The 21,924-nt window shown below is 38.0% G+C and carries 25 protein-coding genes and 1 pseudogene; 23 read left to right on the top strand and 3 right to left on the bottom strand.

Annotated features, from left to right (window positions below):
- Positions 1-15: 15 nt before the first annotated feature.
- The 16 genes and pseudogenes from ACNOGP_RS17430 (at position 16) to ACNOGP_RS17355 (ending at position 13,733) form a co-directional block, all read left to right on the top strand.
- Positions 16-255, top strand: coding sequence for an acyl carrier protein (locus tag ACNOGP_RS17430; protein WP_418213335.1), 240 nt, complete (start codon positions 16-18; stop codon positions 253-255).
- Between the two features lies 1 nt (position 256).
- Positions 257-1,252, top strand: coding sequence for an acyltransferase family protein (locus tag ACNOGP_RS17425; RefSeq protein WP_418213334.1), 996 nt, complete (start codon positions 257-259; stop codon positions 1,250-1,252).
- Between the two features lie 240 nt (positions 1,253-1,492).
- On the top strand, positions 1,493-2,455 hold the full coding sequence (locus tag ACNOGP_RS17420; protein ID WP_418213333.1) for an O-antigen ligase family protein: 963 nt from the start codon (positions 1,493-1,495) through the stop codon (positions 2,453-2,455).
- Positions 2,456-2,461: 6 nt separating this feature from the next.
- The gene (locus tag ACNOGP_RS17415; RefSeq protein ID WP_418213332.1) at positions 2,462-3,451 is read left to right on the top strand and encodes an acyltransferase family protein; all 990 of its coding nucleotides are present in this window, start codon (positions 2,462-2,464) and stop codon (positions 3,449-3,451) included.
- Positions 3,429-4,421, top strand: a complete 993-nt coding sequence (locus tag ACNOGP_RS17410; RefSeq protein ID WP_418213331.1) for an acyltransferase family protein — start codon at positions 3,429-3,431, stop codon at positions 4,419-4,421. The genes ACNOGP_RS17415 and ACNOGP_RS17410 overlap by 23 nt, the downstream gene beginning before the upstream one ends.
- Complete coding sequence (locus ACNOGP_RS17405) at positions 4,418-5,590, top strand: glycosyltransferase family 4 protein (protein WP_418213330.1); 1,173 nt, start codon at positions 4,418-4,420, stop codon at positions 5,588-5,590. The genes ACNOGP_RS17410 and ACNOGP_RS17405 overlap by 4 nt, the downstream gene beginning before the upstream one ends.
- Before the next feature lie 32 nt (positions 5,591-5,622).
- Positions 5,623-6,732, top strand: coding sequence for a polysaccharide pyruvyl transferase family protein (locus ACNOGP_RS17400; RefSeq protein ID WP_418213329.1), 1,110 nt, complete (start codon positions 5,623-5,625; stop codon positions 6,730-6,732).
- A complete protein-coding gene (locus ACNOGP_RS17395) occupies positions 6,729-7,799 on the top strand; it encodes a Coenzyme F420 hydrogenase/dehydrogenase, beta subunit C-terminal domain (RefSeq protein ID WP_418213328.1) in 1,071 nt (356 codons plus the stop codon). Before ACNOGP_RS17400 ends, ACNOGP_RS17395 begins: the two co-directional genes overlap by 4 nt.
- Positions 7,800-8,008: 209 nt before the next feature.
- Positions 8,009-8,974, top strand: coding sequence for a glycosyltransferase family 2 protein (locus tag ACNOGP_RS17390; RefSeq protein WP_418213327.1), 966 nt, complete (start codon positions 8,009-8,011; stop codon positions 8,972-8,974).
- Positions 8,974-9,486, top strand: a complete 513-nt coding sequence (locus ACNOGP_RS17385) for a hypothetical protein (RefSeq protein ID WP_418213326.1) — start codon at positions 8,974-8,976, stop codon at positions 9,484-9,486. The genes ACNOGP_RS17390 and ACNOGP_RS17385 overlap by 1 nt, the downstream gene beginning before the upstream one ends.
- Before the next feature lie 4 nt (positions 9,487-9,490).
- Positions 9,491-10,051 carry a glycosyltransferase family 4 protein gene (locus tag ACNOGP_RS17380; RefSeq protein ID WP_418213325.1) on the top strand — a complete coding sequence of 187 codons (561 nt, stop codon included), beginning with the start codon at positions 9,491-9,493 and terminating at the stop codon, positions 10,049-10,051.
- A 21-nt stretch (positions 10,052-10,072) separates the two neighbouring features.
- Positions 10,073-10,804 carry a WecB/TagA/CpsF family glycosyltransferase gene (locus ACNOGP_RS17375; RefSeq protein WP_418213324.1) on the top strand — a complete coding sequence of 244 codons (732 nt, stop codon included), beginning with the start codon at positions 10,073-10,075 and terminating at the stop codon, positions 10,802-10,804.
- A gap of 87 nt (positions 10,805-10,891) precedes the next feature.
- Positions 10,892-11,023, top strand: a pseudogene (locus ACNOGP_RS17370) (GDP-mannose 4,6-dehydratase); the annotation flags it as partial.
- Between the two features lie 92 nt (positions 11,024-11,115).
- Positions 11,116-11,319 carry a hypothetical protein gene (locus ACNOGP_RS17365; RefSeq protein WP_418213323.1) on the top strand — a complete coding sequence of 68 codons (204 nt, stop codon included), beginning with the start codon at positions 11,116-11,118 and terminating at the stop codon, positions 11,317-11,319.
- Between the two features lie 281 nt (positions 11,320-11,600).
- Positions 11,601-11,918 (top strand): nucleotidyltransferase domain-containing protein, encoded by a 318-nt coding sequence (locus tag ACNOGP_RS17360; protein WP_418213322.1) that lies wholly within the window; start codon positions 11,601-11,603, stop codon positions 11,916-11,918.
- Positions 11,919-12,179: 261 nt separating this feature from the next.
- Complete coding sequence (locus ACNOGP_RS17355) at positions 12,180-13,733, top strand: ATP-binding protein (protein ID WP_418213321.1); 1,554 nt, start codon at positions 12,180-12,182, stop codon at positions 13,731-13,733.
- A 6-nt stretch (positions 13,734-13,739) separates the two neighbouring features.
- Here the strand turns inward: ACNOGP_RS17355 and ACNOGP_RS17350 are convergent, their stop codons facing one another.
- Genes ACNOGP_RS17350 through ACNOGP_RS17340 form a run of 3 tightly spaced genes read right to left on the bottom strand, consistent with a single transcriptional unit; the run spans position 13,740 to position 14,607 of the window.
- On the bottom strand, positions 13,740-14,000 hold the full coding sequence (locus ACNOGP_RS17350; protein ID WP_007759319.1) for a hypothetical protein: 261 nt from the start codon (positions 13,998-14,000) through the stop codon (positions 13,740-13,742).
- A gap of 3 nt (positions 14,001-14,003) precedes the next feature.
- A complete protein-coding gene (locus tag ACNOGP_RS17345) occupies positions 14,004-14,366 on the bottom strand; it encodes a phage holin family protein (RefSeq protein ID WP_007759320.1) in 363 nt (120 codons plus the stop codon).
- A gap of 31 nt (positions 14,367-14,397) precedes the next feature.
- Entirely contained in the window at positions 14,398-14,607 is a 210-nt protein-coding gene (locus ACNOGP_RS17340; RefSeq protein WP_007753720.1) for a YtxH domain-containing protein, read from the bottom strand.
- Positions 14,608-14,807: 200 nt separating this feature from the next.
- Here ACNOGP_RS17340 and ACNOGP_RS17335 point away from each other — a divergent pair, with 200 nt between their 5' ends.
- The 7 genes from ACNOGP_RS17335 to cysN all read left to right on the top strand — a co-directional run bounded on the left by ACNOGP_RS17335 (position 14,808) and on the right by cysN (position 21,921).
- Positions 14,808-15,578, top strand: a complete 771-nt coding sequence (locus ACNOGP_RS17335) for an SDR family oxidoreductase (RefSeq protein ID WP_007759322.1) — start codon at positions 14,808-14,810, stop codon at positions 15,576-15,578.
- A 117-nt stretch (positions 15,579-15,695) separates the two neighbouring features.
- Positions 15,696-16,190 (top strand): SPOR domain-containing protein, encoded by a 495-nt coding sequence (locus ACNOGP_RS17330; RefSeq protein WP_007759326.1) that lies wholly within the window; start codon positions 15,696-15,698, stop codon positions 16,188-16,190.
- A 251-nt stretch (positions 16,191-16,441) separates the two neighbouring features.
- Positions 16,442-17,269, top strand: a complete 828-nt coding sequence (cysQ, locus tag ACNOGP_RS17325; RefSeq protein WP_182505705.1) for a 3'(2'),5'-bisphosphate nucleotidase CysQ — start codon at positions 16,442-16,444, stop codon at positions 17,267-17,269.
- An 11-nt stretch (positions 17,270-17,280) separates the two neighbouring features.
- A complete protein-coding gene (locus tag ACNOGP_RS17320) occupies positions 17,281-18,834 on the top strand; it encodes an SLC13 family permease (protein WP_186967838.1) in 1,554 nt (517 codons plus the stop codon).
- A 16-nt stretch (positions 18,835-18,850) separates the two neighbouring features.
- The gene (gene cysC / locus ACNOGP_RS17315; protein WP_007759333.1) at positions 18,851-19,459 is read left to right on the top strand and encodes an adenylyl-sulfate kinase; all 609 of its coding nucleotides are present in this window, start codon (positions 18,851-18,853) and stop codon (positions 19,457-19,459) included.
- Between the two features lie 80 nt (positions 19,460-19,539).
- Positions 19,540-20,448 (top strand): sulfate adenylyltransferase subunit CysD, encoded by a 909-nt coding sequence (cysD, locus tag ACNOGP_RS17310; protein WP_007759335.1) that lies wholly within the window; start codon positions 19,540-19,542, stop codon positions 20,446-20,448.
- Between the two features lie 12 nt (positions 20,449-20,460).
- Positions 20,461-21,921, top strand: a complete 1,461-nt coding sequence (gene cysN / locus ACNOGP_RS17305) for a sulfate adenylyltransferase subunit CysN (protein ID WP_007753737.1) — start codon at positions 20,461-20,463, stop codon at positions 21,919-21,921.
- Positions 21,922-21,924: the final 3 nt, after the last annotated feature.

Below are 21,924 nucleotides of genomic sequence, written 5' to 3'. Positions count from 1 at the left end.
TTAAATAAAAATAACATGAAAAAAAAAGAAATTTTGGTGCAAGTTCAGGAAATATTTCGTGACGTGCTTGACAATGATGAACTTGAGATTGACTTCGATACAGTCTCTGATGATGTGGAAGAGTGGGATTCACTTTCACATATACAACTGGTTGTTGGTATTGAGAAACATTTTGGTTTGAAATTTACCTCACAGCAAATTATTAGTTGGGACAATGTAGGCTCTATGTGCGCTGATATAGCTGCACGTGTTTGACATGGAAATATTCAATCTTTTGTTCTTATTGTTACTGCTCCTAACTTTTCGTAGGAAAAGTAACAATAAGGAACTAAGTCTACAAACATGTAATGTTCTAAAAGGCATAGCTATATTAGGGGTATTTGTTGGTCATTGTAGTAAGGAATTTCATGGTTTAGTCCTTTACAAGTTGTTCTGCTCTTTGGGATTATTCTCTGTTAGTTTATTCTTTTTTATTTCAGGTTATGGACTGATGCAGGGAGTGATCCATAAAGCAGATTATCAAAAGTCTTTTTTGAGAAAGAGAGTACTACCAATCATTTTGACATATACTATAGTGGTACTATTTTACTGGGGAATATCTGATTTTGAAGGTTTGGATTGGAAAAGAGTATTATTATGTTGTTATATTCCCTTTTCTTGGTATATTTTTTCTATAATCAATCTCTATGGAATGACTTACATAGCCTTGCTTTATACTCAAAATGCTAGAAAAATAATAATTATAGTTACTTTACTATTAGTTGTTTATATTGCAGTAGCATTGTATTTTGAACAGTTTTTACCATATCCTCTACTTGGTGGATTACAGATGATAACATTTATCATAGGTATGATGTTAGCTACATTTAAAGGGTTACATAAGCTACTGGCAAATAATAATTGGTTTGCTTTATTTGTCTTTTTATTCTTTGTCTTTTGGGGATTTAATTTAACTGATAAATATGTGCATTGGCCAAAGGTGATTATAAATGTGAGTGATGAAATTCAGTCTTATATATTTCCATTTGTTATTTTTGGTTTTATGCGTTTGGTAGAAGTGACGCATCTGGAATCATTATGGAGAGTTCTGCAGCGTTATTCCCTTGAAATATATTTGTTTCATGGATGCGTGTTGTTTGGGATGCTTGAACGATACTCATTTTGTAGTGAGTTATACATATTTGTGGTGTTTAGTATAACATTAGTTTTATCTGTGGCAACGAAAAAAGTTGTTTGTTTGATATCAAATTAGAAAATTAATATATTCATGTTCAGATTCGTATATAAGAGAACCATGTTTCTGAGGCTAGCATTGAGAAAGCCATTTAGATGGATTTCATTATTTTTTCTAATTTGGATCTATCGGACCATATTTATAGCTTCTGATGATGGAGGTTTGGCAGCTGGCTTACAGATATTTTCTTTGACAGGTATGTTTTTTCTCGTTTATCGTCGATGGCCAAGATGCATTAGTAGGCTAACAAGAACGAATATGATTCCTATTAATACTCTATTGTTGTTTTACGGATATGCTTTGTTGAGTGTTTTATGGGCCTATAAACCATTTTTTGCATGCTTTATGGTGGTACAAAACTTCGTTTTTATACTGCTTACATTTTGGATGTTTAGTCTTTTAGATAGTTTTAGGCAGATTGAAAAGGCTTTGGTCTATTTTCTATTGATAGTAGCCATTTTTTCAGCTATTGGTGCACGTTTAATAGGTTCTTTTTCTTTATTTATCCATTTGCTTCAAACTGGTAGTGTGTCTGCACTTTGTGTGGCTTATTGTTTTGGAGAATGGATTAAAGAGAATAAGGACAAGAGGCGGAAATGCTTTTTGAGAAACTCTATGATCTGTGGCTTCATCTTGTTGATAACAAGTACAAGTAGCGGTGCTAATGCATCCGCAATTGCTGGGATGGGAGCTGCAATGTTTTTCTGTGGTAAAGCATTCTGGGGAGTACTAATAATAACTGCTGGTGTTTTAACTTGGTTCTTTCGGGATCAGATGATGGATTTACTATTAATCATAATGCCTGGTAAAACGCGTGAATCAGTGGAGTCGGTTACTGGTCGTGAAAGGCTTTGGAATGACATATTATATTTTGCAAGAGAACGTCCTTTATTTGGTTGGGGGTTTGCTTGTGTTGAGCGTGTTGTGAGTGAGAAAGGATCAGTACTTTCACCTGATGCTCATAATAATTATCTCGGATTCTATGGTAGTCTAGGCTTTGTAGGATGTATATTTGCTGGCATTCATCTCTTTTTTTCATTGTCTTCATTTATCCTACAATCAAAGAAACTTGGCTTTACGGGACTGACAGCAGCCATAGTAACAGCATTGTTTAATGGTTATTCTTATGGATTTCTTTCTGGGAAAGGTTGCATAATAACAATTTCATACTTTGCAATAATTACTGTTGGTTACCACTTTCTGCGTGTACAACGCAAATAATGATATATGAAAAATAAAAGAATTAGTATTGCATTTAGGATTGCCTCAGTATGGTGCACACTATTTGTTATTTATCGTCATTCACTGAACTTTGCAGCTTTCTATCCTGATTGTGTATCGAATTTTCCTGATAATTATAATACACAGATACAAAATTATATCATGTATCAGACAAGACTTGCTGTACCTTTTTTCTTTATAATGTCAGGATTCTTCTTTTTTAAAAATGAGTCCTTGTCCATCTATGGATATAGGCAAAAAATAAAGTCTAGGATAACAACCCTTTTTGTTCCATATTTGTTTTGGATGCTGATAGGACTTGCTATTTTAATCGTTTCAAAACAAATATCAATTGAAAATTTCAATTGGTTTGAATTGCTGTCTGGTAAATATAGTTTTCATCTGTGGTATGTAGCCTCATTGATGGTATTAGTTGTGTGTTCACCAGTCATGGAATGTATGAGGCGAGTGAAAGTCTTATCATTTATGGTTTTATTGTTTTTAGCATGGTGCTGGATTCCAGTAGACTGTAATATATTATCAACAGAAGGTGTGCTCTTTTTCTTTATTGGCTCACTATGTTCAGATAATACACTGGAGCGATTAATATTACCCTTAAAGTGGATAATCCCTGCTGCTGTGTTGTGGCTTTTTATACCTTTCATTTCTATTGAAGGTTGGAACCTTTTATTTTCTAAAATGAGTATCATTATAGGAGTATTATTGTTATGGAATATTTGTTATCATTACTCTTATAAATACAATGAATATTGGACTTTATTAGCTTCATGCTCATTTTTTGTTTTTTGTGCACATTTTTTTTCAATAAAAATAATGAAGGTGTCTATAGCCCAAGTATTTTCATATAATGATTTAGCATCGCTTTTGTGTTTTTTGATTTTACCTATTGTGACATTTGTACTGCTTTATGCTATAGCTCTATTCTTGCGTAAATATACATCCAAGTTGTATAATGTTATTTCAGGGGGAAGATAATATGGTACAATATACTTATTTGAATAAAAATAGATCAAATGCAATAAAAGGGTTGCTTATTATTATAATAGTACTTGGGCACAATCATATCCTTGCACCTGGCACGACGGTACATGGGATGAGGGATTATCTTTACCAGTTTCATGTGCAGGCATTTTTTATACTACCATTCTTCTATCAGAAAAAATTTGAAGTTTCATGGAAGCATATATGTGATGTGTTAGTAAGAAATTGGGTTCCATACTTTTGGGTATGTTTATTATGTTATGTGACGTTAAGCTTCACAAATCATCATTTTAATTTCAGTTGGGGATATGTGATGGCTTTTATTAATGGTACCCAGTCACCGCTCAAGCATTATTTTGGTTTTGTTTTTCCATGGTTTTTACCGACATATTGCTCTTTGTATATATTGTTTCTGTTAGCAAGTAAATATAGATGGTTTTATTGGGTACTTTTAGTATTATCATTATTTACATGGACGATGACATGGGCAGATTATTATGTCTTAAAAACAACTATTCCTTTTGGAATTGGTTTGGCTTTAGGTTTTTTTGCTTATGGCGTAATAACGTTTCATCTTAATAAATATTCTTATACTATAAAATATGTCGGACTATTGATTTTTATATTTCTCACAGTAGGTTATTGGGTTGATATGAGTATACCCTATACAGAACATATGTTTCCTATATCATTCTTTTTATCAGTGCTTTGTATTGCGCCATGTTTGAATTGTAAATGGCTGTGTTTGTTGGGTGAAAATTCGTTAGGTATATACATGTTTCATGTTTTTTTTGTGAATTTATATTGTTTGATATTCCCGGAAAATTTAGTGAACGGGTTGATCAGTTTTGTTGTAAGTCTTATAATATCTTTAGTAATAACATTAATAATAAATCGGTATGACATAACGAAGCATTTATGCTTTCCAAGGTCATGGCGTGATATATGTAATTTAAAAAAATGAAAATATTATATTGTAACCCAATTTTTCTTGACTATCGTTTACCATTTTACAGATGCCTGAAGGATATGTTTCATGGTGAATTTTATGTTATGTATTCTACCATTCGTTATAAATTGCGGAATGGTGAACATTTATTGAAACAGATTCCAGAGGTGTTAGGTGATAATGCTCTACCTTTTAATAAAGAGTATCTTTTCAATACCTACGAGATGTCGTTTAAAAAATATAATGGTGAAAAAGGAAAGCGCATACCGTTTACTCGCGGTCTGCTAAAGGCTGTGAGACTTGTTAAACCTGATGTATTGATAACAGAAGGATTTTATCAATGGACACCTTTACTGATTTTGTATTCTCTAATGTATAAAATTCCTTTATTAATGGGTTACGAACGCACAAGGTATACTGAACGAAACACTGGTTGTTTGAAAAAAATGTATCGTAAGCTTACTGATCTATTTGTGTCTGGATATTTAGTAAATGGTAGTGAAACAAAACTTTATCTGCTATCGCTGGGAATTAGTGAGAAAAAAATATTTGTAACAGGTATGAGTGCCGATGGGACTCAGCTTAATGCTAGAATATCATCTATGCAAAGGAAGGAGAAAAATGAACTGAAAGCTACATTTAGCAATGGATCTCTTGTGTATTTGTTTTCTGGGCAGTTGGTAGAACGCAAAGGTGCTGAATATTTATTAAATGCTTGGAGGAAGCATATTGAAAGGAATCCGGATGACGCATTAATAATGATTGGTGCCGGTCCTCTTTTTGAAAAGATCAAGAAAGAATTTGGAGATATGAAATCGGTTCATCTATTAGGAAAGATACCATATGCTGATGTCTTTCGTTATTATGCAATATCAGATGTGTTCATTTTGCCCACATTGGAAGACAATTGGAGTCTTGTTATACCAGAAGCAATGTCATGTGGTTTGCCTGTGGCTACATCCATATACAATGGGTGTTATCCGGAGTTGGTGCATAGAGATGAAAATGGGTGCACGTTTGATTCTTATAAAGAAGACTCTATAATAGAGGCTTTAGAGTATTTTCATCATCAGGATTTAAAGATGATGGGGATGGCATCAAGACGATTGGAGGAAATTTTCAATACAGAAAATTGCGCTCAAAGAGAGTATCAAGCAATATTAAATTTTTGTCCGAAAGCATAGATGTGTAAAATGTGGATATAGTAGCCTAAGTTATGAAAATAAAAACACTAACAACCTATGATGTCTATAACTATGGAGCATCATTGCAAGCGTATGCCTTGCAAGCTTATTTAACTCAAAGAGGGCATGATGTAGAAATAATAAACTTTCAACCAAAATATCTGACACATAAATACGACTATTACTGGGTGAATCCGGAGTCTAGGATGAGTCGCTATACCCTAACTCGCTTTATGTATCGTATAGCAAAGTGGATGCAGCGACAGACGACCCTTTCCCGCAAGCGTCAGTTTGATTATTTTAATCATTATGTATTGAGAGAAACACAACAGGTATATTACACCTATGAAGAATTGTGTGAAAACCCACCACAGGCTGATCTCTATATTGTGGGAAGTGATCAGATTTGGAATGTGTTTTACGAGACAGGACGCGATCGAAGTTTTTATCTTGACTTTGTGAAGGAAGGACGCAAAGCTTCATATGCTGCAAGTTTCTCGTATCTGAATATTCCAAATGATGAGATGGAGCGTATTAAGGTTTCTTTGATGACATTTTGTGGTGTTGCTGTTCGGGAATATCATGGGCTTGATATCTTGAAGAAGATGGGTATAGTAGGGGATTGGGTACTTGATCCTGTGTTTTTGCTTTCCTTGGAAGAGTGGAAGTGTCTGATGAAACCAATGGTGGGGCAGGAACGTTATTTGTTGATTTACGATTTCGAAGGAAACAATGAGCTGAAGGTCTTTGCGCGGGAATATGCAAAGAAGTTAGGATTGAAAATTTATGCAATTGTAGATACTTATCCTTTGCGTTATGCAGATAAAAATTTTACTAATGTAGGACCTGTTGATTTCGTGACGATGATTTACCATTGTAATGCTTTTGTTTCGAATTCTTTTCATGGTACTGCATTCAGTATCATATTCCAAAAACCAGTGTTTGTGTTTAATCGTCATCGACATAAGGTGAATTCGCGGATGGAGAGTTTATTGCATCTATTTGAATTAGATGATTGTCTGATAGAAACACCAATGCAAGCAAAAGCAGCTCTTATGAAGCAATTTGATTACGAATATATAAATAAAATACGTCTAAGGGAAATTGAAAAATCAACTCAATATCTTGATAAATTATTATGAATATAAATGGGGTTACTGCTTGTTGTGGGTGTATGTCTTGTGTTTCTGTTTGCCCTAAAAAATGTATAAGTTTGGTTACGGATATACTAGGTTTTATTTATCCACAGATAGATGAAGATGTTTGCGTGGATTGTTCTGCTTGCACAAAGGTATGCCCAGAGATTGTAAAACAGCCATTAGAAATGCCGAAACATACATTTGCTGGATGGTGTAAGGATGAGAAGACACGAAAAAACTGTACATCGGGAGGCTTAGCTACTGCTTTGTCGAGATTTTTCGTGGAACAAGGTGGTGTGGTGTATGGTAGTGCTTTTATACCGCCTTTTGATTTTAAGCATATTCGCTGTGTGGATATAGAGGACTTAGTGATGATTTGTGGCTCAAAATATGTTCAGAGTGCCATGTCTGAAGTCTATGAACAAATGAAAAATGACTTGTGTAGTGGATTGAATGTGATGTTTATTGGAACACCTTGCCAAGTGGCTGGTATAAAAGTTCATTTCTCTAAATATGCAGAACAACTTTATCTGATTGATATTCTATGTCACGGTACGCCTTCTGTAAAGCTATTGAAAGACAACTTACAAGTGGATGATCTTACCAACATAAAGTTTAGAGATAATAATTGTTACCAAATATCTTATCGGACAAATGGAATGCAGATAATTCGTCCACAATATAAGGATTTATATCTCAAAGGTTTTTTGAAGGGAGTAATATTACGTGAGAGTTGTTATTCTTGTAGGTATACACAAAAATGTCGTGTGGGCGATTTGTCTTTGGGAGATTTTTGGGGATATAAAAATGAAAACAAAGGCATTTCTCTCTGTTTAACGAATACCATTAAAGGGAAAATGCTACTTACTTCTTGTCGTTCGATAGAATATAATGAAGAGACCATAGATATGGCTTATGCCCATAATCAACCTTTACGAGGTCATATTGCTTATTCATGGCGTACATATTTATTTAGAAAGTGTTATTCTTCTATAGGCTTTAAGTGGGCTTCAGTATTAGCTATGCCAGATATTTGGATAAAAAGTTTATTTATTAGAATGAATAAATAGTATGCTAAAAATCTATTCAGCAGAATAGATTAACAAAAAAAGAAATCCTATAAAAATCAAACGGTTTCTTAATGATATTGATTTACACTGTAGTTGTTAGATATGATTTTAGTTTCTAATGATTAGTCTTTTTTATTGTAAAATAGGCTTGAAAGATACTAATATTCACTTATATGCCAAATGGTGGATAAATACTTAAATAAAATATAATGGATAAGAATATTGATATGTCTATTATTATTCCCGTTTACAATGCTATCCCATTACTAGAGAGATGTCTTGACTCTATTTTTAGGCAAGAGACAATATACTCCTACGAAGTGATATTGGTAGATGATGGTAGCATAGACAATTCTGTGGAAACGATAAAAGCTAGAAAGGAATCGAATATAATATTGTTTCAACAACAAAATGCGGGACCGGCAGTGGCTCGAAATAAGGGTGTAAAACTTGCGCATGGTAGATATTGTGCATACCTTGATGCTGATGATTATTGGGAGCAAGGTTTTATTGAAAAAACAGTCTCTTTTTTAGATGAACACCTTGATTGTATAGCTGTTAACGTAGCGCAGCGTCATTTGACCGTTTCCGGTTCTTCTATTGCGCCCGTATGTAATGAAAAATATAAAGAGCCTTTTATTTTGGATGATTTCTTTTCGTTTTGGGCTGATAATATGCATGTTTGTACAGGCAGTGTCATCATTCGAACGGATATTTTACGCATTATAGGTGGACAGCGTGAAGAGTTACGTATTACTGAAGACTTGGAATTTTGGGCTTTGGTTTCTACTTATGGGCATTGGGGATTTATTCCTGAAATTCTTTTCGTAAGCGATGGTGGTGATGTTACTCGTTCACAGGGGTGGTTGAACAAAATGATAATTCGGTGGAACAATGCTCCAAGTATTGGTGAATGGGAGAAGCGCATCATTAAAAGATTGCCTATGGAATTGCCTATTGGTTATCTAAAGGCTCGCGGACGGATAGCACGTAATTTGATTTATTGTCAATTGCTTTCCGGTCGCCTTCCTTTGAGTAGAAATGAAGCTTTAAAATATGGAACGTGTTTTAAGAAAGACCCTATTGGACGTTTGATGAATATAGCAAAATATACTTCTTTTACATGGTGGATACTTGCCAAATTTTTGAAATATAGAGAATATCATCGAAGATAATGAAACCGACAATTCTTTTTATTCTTCATCTGCCACCACCAGTGCATGGAGCAGCGATGATGGGGCAATATATCCATGACAGCAAAGTCATTAATGAGGCTTTTGAATGTCATTATATCAATCTTACTACTGCGAAAAATATTAATGATATTGGTAAAGTAGGTATTAGAAAGCTAAAACATTTTGTGAAGTTGCTAAATACCGTTCGTAGAGAAGTGAAACAGCTGAAACCATCATTAGTTTATGTGACACCTAATTCTAATGGTGGTGCTTTCTGTAAAGATTTTATTGTGGTACAGATGCTGAAGATATTCGGTTGCAAAGTGGTGGTACATTTCCATAATAAAGGGGTGGCAGAACGAAAGGATGATTTTCCGTTCAGTTTCCTTTATAGGATATTTTTTAGGAATTTGAAAGTTATACTGTTGGCAGAGTCTCTATATGTAGATATAGAGAAATTTGTGGACAGGAAAAATGTCTATATCTGTCCCAACGGTATTCCTGATTTATAAGAAGATGGAAAAGACGTTTAATATATTTTTCCTTTCTAACATGATGGCGGAAAAAGGAGTGTGGGTGTTGATGGATGCCTGTAAACTGTTAGAACAACAGAATTGTAACTTTGAATGTCATTGTGTCGGGAAATGGAGTGATATTACTGAAGATAGCTTTAATCAGTATGTCTTAACGAAAGATTTGAAGGGAAAAGTCTTTGCTCATGGCGCGAAATATGGCGATGATAAGAGTGTGTTTTGGAAGAAAGCGGATATTTTTGTATTTCCTACATTTTATCATAATGAATGCTTTCCATTAGTCTTGCTGGAAGCTATGCAGCAAGGAGTAGCATGTATTGCCAGTGATGAGGGGGGGATCTCGGATGTGATAGAAAATGATGTGACCGGATTTGTAGTGGAGAAGCGAAATGCCAAAGCGCTGGCGGATAAGATCGCTTTCTTGATGGAGCATCCGGAGATTTGCCGAAGAATGGGAGAGGCGGGAAAAGAAAGATTCGAGAGAGAATTTACCTTGTCTCGGTTTGAGAATAATATGGTAGACGTGTTAAATCGTTGTTTATAAACAACCAATCATTTTACGATAATGCTAAAATTGAAAATGCTTTCTATTGTGGAAAGTATGGATGAGTTACAGCAGCTTCCAGAAGGTAAGGTGCTGATTAATACTGTAAATGCTCATTCATTTAATACCGCTCAAAAGGATTCTTTGTTTGCTGATGCGCTCATGAAGGGGGATGCACTGATTCCAGATGGTATAAGTATTGTGAAAGCTTGTGGATGGCTGAAAGCTAAATCGCAACCCAAAGAGCGTATTGCCGGGTGGGATCTGTTTTTTTATGAGATGGACAAATTGAACAAGAAAGGTGGTAAGTGTTTCTTCATGGGGAGTTCTGAAAATGTGCTTTCTATGATAAGAATACGTGTGGCAACAGACTATCCGGGCATCAGGGTAGAGACTTATTCACCGCCATATAAATCTGAATTTACGAAAGAAGATAATGAGGCCATTATTGCGGCTATCAATCAGTATGATCCGGATCTTCTATGGATTGGGATGACTGCTCCAAAACAGGAGAAGTGGGTTTATACTCATTGGGATGAACTTGATATTCATTGTCATGTGGGTACGATTGGGGCTGTGTTTGATTTTTTTGCCGGTACGGTGGAGCGTGCGCCGATATGGTGGCAGGAACATGGACTGGAGTGGGCATATCGTTTGTTGAAAGAACCGAAACGTATGTGGCGGAGGTATATAATTGGCAATTCTCTGTTCTTGTGGAATATTTTAAAGGAGAAGATAGCAATCATTGATTAAATATAGAAATAATATTATACAGGAAATCCAACGTTTTAATAAAGTCCTGAAATCTATTGTCCTGTTGGAGGACGTTCTATAGCAGCACACGAAGTATATGGTGATGAGTTTTTCAAAGAGGCAACAAAGTATAACCCAAACTCACCCTACTCGGCTTCAAAAGCAGGTAGCGACCACTTTGTACGTGCTTTTCACGAAACTTATGGTATGCCGACTATTTTTATTCCTATTTAAAATTTATAGAAACAAAAAGAGGAAAATGGATTGATTTTTAGAATAAAGAGATAACTTTGCAAAAAATAAAGGAACAAATGACAGAGGATTATTCACATAGAAAAAAGAGGAAGCCTGTACAAAAAACAGCTAAAGAACAGGCGGGTGCTTATTATTCTAGTATGTCCTATACAAAAGAGACACCTGATTATGTGAAAGAAGATATCCGTATTGGATTAGAACAGTATAAGAGGGGAGAATGTCGTAGTATTTCTTCTTTTATGAATAAGTATGAGAAATGAGTCAGTATAATCTCATTATATCTCCTAAAGCAGAGGAACGCATTGATTCGGTAATTGATTTTTTATTAATAGAGTTGGGATTTCAGTCGCAGCAAAAATTTATAGCAGAGTTAAAACATTGTTTTTAAAATTATAGAAATAAATCCTTTTTGATATATTGCTTTAGAGTACGATGTTTAGATGATTTCTTCATTCAGAAGAAAATAATTGTGGTTTAGGCTGTGTGTTTTCAGGTTTACTTACTATCTTTGTAGTGAAGATGCTATTAATTGTATTTTAATATGCAAAAAGAGGAAATATTACGATTGATCAAAGAAACAATAGCTAAGACAATACCATCTGGCGCTAAAGTTATTTTATTCGGATCACAAGCTCGTGGAGATGCTAGGGAGGATTCGGATTGGGATATTCTTATTTTACTGAATAAAGATAAAGTTGAATTAGATGACCATGATTATATTTCTTATCCTTTTTTTGAACTTGGATGGACTATTGACGTACAAATTCATCCCATCCTTTATACTTTTAAGGACTGGATGGAAAGGAGCTTTTCACCATTTTACAAGAATGTAGAACGAGAGGGGATTGATTTATGTTAAGTGCAGAAGAAGAAATTCTTCCGCTTATTGATAAGACTGTAATGTTTATTTCTAAAATGGAGGATTTGTTGACTTTTAAGTAGGGTATAGTAAGGTTCCTTATTTTATCTCAAATTCTTGAAATATGTCCGTACCTTCTGCATCTGAATATAATTCACCTCCAAAGTTTTTTTATCATAGAATTAAATTCACTGCTAGTTTTGTGTTATAGAATGAAAGCAGTATATTTGTATGCACCATAATTAAAAGGTTGTAGTATGTATGAGCAATAAAATATATCCTATTGGTATCCAGAACTTCGAGAAAATCCGTCAAGACGGTTATTTCTATGTTGATAAAACGGCCTTGATGTATCAGATGGTAAAGACCGGGAGTTATTACTTCTTGAGTCGTCCGCGCCGTTTTGGAAAGAGTCTGCTGATCTCTACCCTGGAAGCATATTTTCAAGGGAAGAAGGAACTATTTGCTGGACTGATGGTGGAGAAGCTCGAAAAAGATTGGATAGAACATCCAATTTTGCATCTTGACCTTAATATCGAGAAGTATGATGTTCCGGAGAGTCTGGATAATATTTTGGATAAATCGTTGACTGCTTGGGAAAAACTTTATGGTGCCGAACCATCGGAACGTTCGTTCTCCCTACGCTTTGCCGGTATTATAGAACGCGCTTATGAAAAGACCGGACAACGGGTGGTTATTCTGGTGGATGAATATGATAAGCCGATGTTGCAGGCAATTGGCAATGAGGACTTACAGAAGCAATTCCGGGATACATTGAAGCCTTTCTACGGGGCTTTGAAGACGATGGACGGCTGCATCAAGTTTGCGTTGCTGACTGGGGTGACAAAATTTGGCAAGGTGAGCATATTCAGTGACTTGAATAATTTGAAGGATATTTCAATGGATGAACGCTTTGTGGATATTTGCGGTATCACGGAGAAAGAAATACATGACAATCTGGAGGAGGAATTGCATCAGTTGGCAGAAAAGCAGAAGATGAGTTATGAGCAGGTGTGCGCAGAATTGAAAGAGTGTTATGATGGTTACCACTTTGTGGAACATACCATCGGAATCTATAACCCTTTCAGTCTGTTGAACACGTTTGATAAGATGAAGTTCGGCAGCTACTGGTTTGAGACGGGGACACCCACTTATCTGGTGAACTTGTTGAAGAAGCATCACTATGATTTGGAACGGATGGCTCATGAGGAAACAGATGAACAGGTGTTGAACAGTATCGACTCGGAATCTAGTAATCCCATTCCGGTGATTTACCAGAGCGGATATCTCACCATTAAGGGGTATGACGAACGTTTTAGCATATATCGTTTAGGTTTTCCGAATCGTGAAGTGGAAGAGGGGTTTGTTCGTTTCCTGCTTCCTTATTATGCGAACGTGAATAAGGTAGAGTCTCCGTTTGAAATTCAGAAGTTTGTCCGTGAAGTGGAATCTGGTGATTATGACTCTTTCTTCCGACGTCTGCAAAGTTTCTTTGCAGATACAGGCTATGACGTGATTCGCGAGCAGGAGTTGCATTACGAAAATGTGCTTTTTATCGTTTTCAAACTCGTTGGCTTCTATACCAAAGTGGAATATCATACGAGCGAAGGACGCATTGACCTTGTGTTGCAGACGGACAAATTCATATATGTCATGGAATTTAAGTTGAACGGTACGGCAGAAGAAGCCTTGAGGCAGATTAACGAGAAACATTATTCACTTCCTTTTGAAGCGGATAATCGTAAGCTTTTTAAAGTGGGGGTAAACTTTAGTTCGCAAACAAGAAATATAGAAAAATGGATAGTGGAAGAGTAATACCTTTTATCTCATATTCCTGAAGTATGCACGTATCTTCCTCATAATCTTGATTCCCATTACCACCCCATCGAATATCGCCATGCCTGTATTGAACGAACGCATAATGGCATCCGCTTTGTTGGTAGCCGGAGCTAGCGGAGCGAATATCTCGCGTGTTGTGGCAGTCATGGCTTTCTTTTGAGCATGAATCTCATTTAGAAGTTTCTTTTTACGTTCTGCGATTTCTTCTAAAGTAATTTTCTGTGGTGGTGTTTGTGCACTCATAATTTATTTATTTGAATCGGTTAAAAATAAATTAGCGAGGAAGTTCACCATCGGAGAGATGATGAGCTGCTTGCGGAAAATAATAACTAGGAAGATAAGGACGATGTTGATACCGGCAATAATGGCAAAACTAGCCATGAGACCACCGACCAATGGCTCTAATATGTAAGCCAATGCAAAAAGCAGGTAAAACAGGGCTACCATGCCTAAGATAATAAGTACTAATATCATGATTAACGTTGAGAATAGTATGGTTAACTTTTCCGTTAATTCTAATTTGGTGTATTCTTTCTGAAGTTCTAAATATTTCTTGAACTCGAAAAATAACTGCTGGAAATTCTCAATACTTTTATCGTCTGCAAACATGGTCGCTCTGTTTTAGTCTGTTGTTACTCATTTACTCTGCTATTTCTCCTTTCATCTCAGCTGCAATCTCGTCAACAAGATTTTCCATCTCATTACGGTTGAGCTTGATACCTTTCTTACGGAGAATCTCTGCAATTTTATGACGAGTATCTTCTCCCTTCTCAGGAGCAAATAAAATACCAAGGGCTGCGCCTACGGCTGCACCACCCAGAAAAGCTGCTAATACATTCAATCCTTTCATAATTTGTAATGTTTAAAATGATTATGATACAACAAATATAACATTTTTATTGAAAGGTTGTTCATGAAAACGAAAAAAAAGTGCTCAGTTTTATATTTATTTTTTTCTTCTTCGGTTTAATCTTATTTAACTGACTTTCGAGACTAACCAATATAACTTAAGGCGTACTTTTGCCAACTAATATTGTAAATCGAAACATAATGGAAGCTAAAATTGTTTTTATTACCGGTGCCAGTAGCGGAATTGGTGAAGGTTGTGCCCGTAAGTTTGCAAAAGAGGGATGGAATTTGATTCTGAATGCACGCACCGTGTCGAAGTTGGAGGAACTGAAGGCTGAATTGGAAAAGATGTATGGTGTGCGGGTATATATACTTCCTTTTGATGTACGTGACCGGAAGCAGGCTGCCGCAGCTTTGGAATCTTTGCCCGAAGAATGGAAAGCGATTGATGTGCTGGTCAACAATGCCGGACTGGTGATTGGCGTGGATAAGGAGTTTGAGGGGAGTCTGGATGAGTGGGACATCATGATCGATACGAATATAAGAGGGTTGCTGGCTATGACACGCATGGTAGTACCCGGTATGGTGGAACGCGGACGCGGACATGTTATCAATATCGGTTCCATTGCCGGTGATGCCGCTTATCCCGGAGGAAGCGTGTATTGTGCGACTAAAGCTGCTGTAAAAGCTCTGTCGGACGGTTTGCGGATTGACTTGGTGGATACACCATTGAGAGTAACGAATATTAAGCCGGGTATGGTGGAAACAAATTTTACGGTAGTACGTTATCGTGGAGATAAAGAGGCTGCTGATAATTTTTACAAAGGGATTCGTCCGTTGACGGGAGATGATATTGCCGAGACTGTCTATTTTGCCGCATCGGCTCCCGAGCATATTCAGATTGCGGAGGTACTTTTAATGCCTACTTATCAGGCTACGGGTACTATTTCGTACAAGAAAAAGACGGAATAGAGGTTTTTTTGCCGGATTTCTTTGCCGGATGATAAAATTTCTATTATTTTGTTGCCCGAAACTAAATGTAGATGGACAAGGATATAGAATTATTAATTAAAACAAGAGTATAGGATTATGAAAAAATTAGTCGTATTGGGAATGGGAGTATGCTTGGTGCTGGCTTTTGCATCTTGTAAATCCAGCGAAAGCGCCTATAAGAAAGCTTACGAGAAAGCAAAACAGCAGGAACTGGCGGAACCGCAGGTGGAAGCTCCGGTAGAAGTGACTCCGGTAGTGGCAGCTCCTGTGACAACACCTAAGGTGGCAGATACATCCGGCGTTCGCCAGGAAAAAGTTACAGTGGTTTCCGGCAATGAGGGATTGAAAGATTATAGTGTAGTGGCAGGTAGTTTTGGCGTTAAAGCAAATGCGGAAGGTCTGAAAGATTGGTTGGATGCACAAGGTTATCAGTCAACTATCGCATTCAATGCAGATAAGGCAATGTATCGTGTTATCGTAAGTTCATTTGCCGACAAAGCTGCAGCAGCTGAAGCCCGTGATGCTTTTAAAGCCAAGTATCCGAACCGTTCGGACTTCCAGGGAGCCTGGTTGCTGTATCGTGTTTATTGATTTCTTTTTGGTAATATATACTTGGAAAGAACAAATGTTGTTTCCAAATAAGAAGGCGGTAACTGGGAAGTTACTGCTTTTTTATTGAGAAAGGGTTGAATATCTATTTAGATATTTTTATCTTTCTACTAAAAGAAGTTATAAATGTCAATGGGGAAACTTTTATAGCAAAGAAAGTTTTTACTTTTGTCAATTCTTAATTTGGAGAATTCACAGCCTTGATGGAAATGAGGTTTTAATAAAAGAATTAAATGGAACAAAAATATGTAATGGCTGCTATTGATGCGGCATTGAAAGCAAGTGAAGAAATACTGTCTATTTATGAGGATCCGGCATCGGATTTTGAAATAGAAAGAAAGGCTGATAATTCTCCACTGACAATAGCGGACAGAAAAGCACATGAAGCAATTGTTGCCGTTTTGAGCAAGACTCCTTTCCCGATCCTTAGTGAAGAAGGGAAACATCTGGATTATGAGGTCCGCCGTAAATGGGATACTTTATGGATTGTGGATCCTTTGGATGGTACAAAGGAATTTATCAAGCGTAATGGGGAATTTACAGTGAATATTGCTTTGGTGCAGGACTCAGTGCCTGTGATAGGGGTTATTTATGTGCCTGTAAAGAGAATACTTTATTTTGCGGTTGAGGGTGTGGGAGCATATAAGTGTTCCGGTCTTGTCGGTCTGGAAGATGATACGGTGACATTGAAACAGATGATAGAAGATTCGGAACGATTGCCGTTGGATGATCCTCGTGATCATTTCATAGTCGTTGCTTCCCGTTCGCACCTGTCGCCTGAAACGGAAGAATATATTGCAGACCTGAGGAAGAAGAAACGCGGTGGCATTGAGTTGATATCGCGTGGAAGTTCTATGAAGATCTGTCTGGTGGCGGAAGGAGAGGCTGACGTGTATCCGCGCTTTGCTCCGACTATGGAGTGGGATACGGCTGCCGGACATGCGATTGCACGTGCTGCCGGAATGGAAGTGTATCAAGCCGGAAAGGATGAGCCGTTACGATATAATAAGGAGGACTTATTGAATCCTTGGTTTATTGTTGAGCCCAAGAGAGAACACTAATTGATGTTTATATGACATTTGAAATTGTATTTGTACTATTGGCCCTATTAGGAATGGTAGCTGCCTTGGTTGCAGATAAGATGCGTCCGGGTATGATACTTTTTTCAGTAGTGGTATTATTTTTGTGTGCCGGTATTCTGACTCCCAAAGAGATGCTTGAAGGCTTTAGCAACAAAGGTATGATAACCGTTGCTTTGCTATTTCTGGTGAGTGAAGGGATCCGACAGTCGGGTACGCTGGGACAGGTGATAAAGAAGCTGTTGCCTCAGGGGAAGACAACGGTGTTTAAGGCACAGCTGCGTCTTTTACCTTCGGTGGCGTTCATCTCCGCTTTCTTGAATAATACTCCTGTCGTTGTTATCTTTGCTCCTATTATCAAGCATTGGGCCAATTCGGTGAAGCTTCCTGCTACAAAATTCTTGATACCTCTTTCTTATGTCACTATTCTGGGTGGTATTTGTACGCTGATCGGTACCTCTACTAATCTGGTGGTGCATGGTATGATATTGGATGCCGGATTCGAAGGCTTCTCGATGTTTGAACTTGGAAAAGTAGGAATTTTTATAGCCATTGCCGGTATTATTTATCTGTTTGTTTTCTCGAAGCGTCTGTTGCCGGATGCACGCCCGGATACGGCGGTACCGGATGAAGAAGTAGAGGAAGGGGAGAAGCTGCACCGGGTAGAGGCTGTATTGGGTGCGCGTTTTCCCGGTATTAATAAGAAACTGAAGGATTTTAATTTCCAACGCCATTATGGGGCGGAAGTGAAGGAGATAAAGACACGTAACGGACAACGTTTTGTTACGAATCTGGAAGATATAGTGCTTCATGAAGGAGATACTCTGGTGGTGATGGCTGATGATACGTTTATTCCGACATGGGGAGAATCTTCCGTATTCGTGCTGTTGACAAATGGAAGTGACCCTGATACTGCCGGAAAGAAAAAACGTTGGTTTGCTTTGTTTCTTTTGGTGTTGATGATTGTAGGTGCAACAGTGGGTGAACTTCCTATTGTGAGGGAAATGTTTCCGGATATCAAACTGGATATGTTCTTCTTTGTCTCTATTACTACTATTATTATGGCATGGACGAATCTGTTCCCTGCCCGCAAATATACTAAATACATTTCATGGGATATCCTGATTACGATTGCTTGTGCTTTTGCGATCAGTAAGGCGATGGTAAATTCGGGAGTGGCGGATTGCGTTGCTAAGTTCATCATTGGGTTAAGTGATGATTACGGTCCGCACGTGTTGCTTGCAATGCTATTTATTATCACAAATCTGTTTACGGAGTTGATAACCAATAATGCAGCGGCGGCTTTGGCGTTTCCTTTGGCACTGTCGATCTCTGCACAGATGGGAGTCAGCCCGACACCTTTCTTTGTGGTAATTTGTATGGCTGCATCTGCCAGTTTCTCTACACCGATTGGTTATCAGACGAATCTGATTGTGCAAGGTATCGGTAACTATAAGTTTATGGATTTTGTGCGTATCGGATTACCGCTAAATATTATAACCTTCTTAATTTCTGTTATTCTGATCCCGATGATCTGGAACTTTTAATAAAACTAATTTATAGATGGAAGAAAAGAATCATATATATCCTATCTTTGACCGCATGATGACACGGCAAGATAAAGAAGAGCTTTTGGGACAGCATAGTGTCATGATATGGTTTACCGGACTGAGCGGGTCGGGGAAAAGTACAGTTGCCATTGCATTGGAACGCGAACTGCATAAGCGTGGACTGCTTTGCCGTATTCTGGACGGGGATAATATCCGTAGCGGAATTAATAATAATTTGGGCTTTTCGGAAACCGACCGGGTGGAGAACATTCGCCGTATAGCCGAAGTGTCAAAGTTGTTTTTGGACAGCGGCATTATAACAATTGCTGCTTTTATCAGTCCGAATAATGATATTCGCGAAATGGCGGCGAATATAATCGGAAAGGATGATTTTCTGGAGATTTTCGTAAGTACCCCGTTGGAGGAGTGTGAGAAACGCGATGTAAAGGGGTTGTATGCGAAAGCCCGCAAAGGAGAAATAAAGAATTTTACGGGAATCTCCGCGCCTTTTGAGATACCGGAACATCCGGCTTTGTCGTTGGATACTTCTAAACTAAGTCTGGAAGAATCTGTGAATCGTTTGCTGGAGCTGATTTTACCTAAAGTGAAGAATGTGAAATGAAGAATGAAGAATTGGGAATGAAGAATTGGTATGCGGTTGTCGGCAAATTCATAATTCGTAATTCATAACTTTTAAAATAAATGGAAGAATATAAATTAAGTCACTTGAAAGAGCTCGAAGCAGAGTCTATTCATATCATCCGCGAGGTGGCGGCGGAATTTGAGAATCCGGTGATGCTTTACAGTATCGGAAAGGATTCTTCGGTGATGGTGCGTTTGGCGGAAAAAGCGTTTTATCCGGGTAAAGTGCCATTCCCTTTGATGCATATCGATTCGAAATGGAAGTTCAAGGAGATGATTCAGTTCCGTGACGAATATGCTAAGAAATATGGATGGAATCTGATTGTAGAAAGTAATATGGAAGCTTTCAATGCAGGGGTGGGACCTTTTACGCATGGAAGCAAAGTGCACACTGACCTGATGAAGACACAGGCATTGCTTCGTGCTCTGGATAAGTATAAGTTTGATGCAGCGTTCGGGGGAGCCCGTCGTGATGAAGAAAAATCACGTGCGAAAGAACGTATTTTCTCTTTCCGGGATAAGTTCCATCAGTGGGATCCGAAAAACCAGCGCCCTGAATTGTGGGATATTTATAATGCCCGTGTACACAAGGGGGAGAGTATTCGCGTATTCCCGTTGAGTAACTGGACAGAGTTGGATATCTGGCAGTACATTCGGCTGGAGAATATTCCGATTGTCCCGTTGTATTATGCAAAGGAACGTCCGGTAGTACAAATGGATGGTAATCTGATTATGGCGGATGACGACCGCTTGCCGGAAAAATACCGTGACCAGATTGAAATGAAGATGGTCCGTTTCCGTACGCTGGGTTGTTGGCCATTGACGGGTGCTGTAGAAAGCGGCGCTTCCACAATCGAGGAGATTGTGGAAGAAATGATGACTACTACTAAGAGTGAACGGACAACTCGCGTGATTGACTTCGACCAGGATGCGAGTATGGAGCAGAAGAAACGTGAAGGATACTTTTAATTGTAACAAGTGATGGCAGATAATAAATTAGATATAAAGGCTTTTCTGGATAAGGATGAGCAGAAAGACTTGCTGAGACTGTTGACCGCCGGTTCGGTTGATGATGGGAAATCAACGCTGATCGGACGTTTGTTGTTTGACAGTAAGAAATTGTACGAAGACCAGTTGGATGCGTTGGAGCGTGATAGCAAACGTGTGGGAAATGCGGGTGAACATATAGACTACGCATTGTTGCTCGATGGTTTGAAAGCCGAACGGGAACAGGGTATTACGATTGATGTGGCTTATCGTTATTTTTCTACCAACGGCCGTAAGTTTATTATTGCGGATACTCCGGGACATGAGCAGTATACTCGTAATATGATCACCGGCGGATCTACGGCTAACTTAGCGATTATTCTGGTAGACGCCCGTATGGGAGTGATTACACAGACACGCCGCCATACTTTCCTGGTATCTCTGTTGGGTATCAAGCATGTCGTACTGGCCGTAAACAAGATGGACTTGGTGGATTTCTCGGAAGAACGGTTCAACGAGATTGTTGCCGAATACAAGAAATTCGTTGCTCCGTTGGGAATTCCCGATGTGAACTGTATTCCTCTTTCCGCTTTGGATGGAGATAATGTAGTGGATAAATCGGAACGTACTCCGTGGTATAAAGGAATCTCTTTGTTGGATTTTCTGGAAACCGTTCATATCGATAATGACCATAATCTGTCTGATTTCCGTTTCCCGGTTCAATATGTACTTCGCCCGAATCTGGACTTTAGAGGTTTCTGCGGTAAGGTCGCATCCGGTATTGTCCGTAAGGGAGATACGGTGATGGCACTTCCTTCGGGAAAAACGTCTAAGGTAAAAAGTATCGTAACTTATGACGGGGAGTTGGATTATGCGTTTCCACCGCAATCTGTTACGTTGACTTTGGAAGATGAGATTGATGTGTCTCGTGGTGAAATGCTGGTGCATCCGGATAACTTGCCTATTATCGACCGTAATTTTGAAGCAATGATGGTGTGGATGGACGAGGAACCGATGGATATCAATAAATCTTTCTTTATCAAGCAAACGACTAATCTGAGCCGCACCCGTATTGATGCGATTAAATATAAGGTGGATGTAAACACAATGGAACACCTTTCTGTTGATAATGGGCAATTGACGGCAGATAGTTTGCCATTGCAGCTCAATCAGATTGCACGTGTGGTGCTGACTACTGCCAAAGAACTTTTCTTTGATCCGTATAAGAAGAATAAGTCATGCGGTTCATTTATCTTGATTGATCCTATTACGAATAATACTTCGGCTGTCGGTATGATTATCGATCGGGTTGAGGTGAAGGATATGAGCAATACGGATGATATTCCTGTTTTGGACTTACCGAAGTTGGGAATTGCTCCGGAACATTATGAGGCTGTAGAAAAAGCAGCAAAGGAATTGGAACGTCAGGGTTTTGCTGTGAAAATAATAAAGTAAGAA

Origin of the sequence: Bacteroides difficilis (assembly GCF_048319815.1) — a bacterium.
Taxonomy (GTDB): Bacteria; Bacteroidota; Bacteroidia; order Bacteroidales; family Bacteroidaceae; genus Bacteroides; species Bacteroides zhangwenhongii.
Note: the sequence above shows the minus strand (reverse complement) of the source record. Positions and strands in the feature narration are given on the sequence as shown.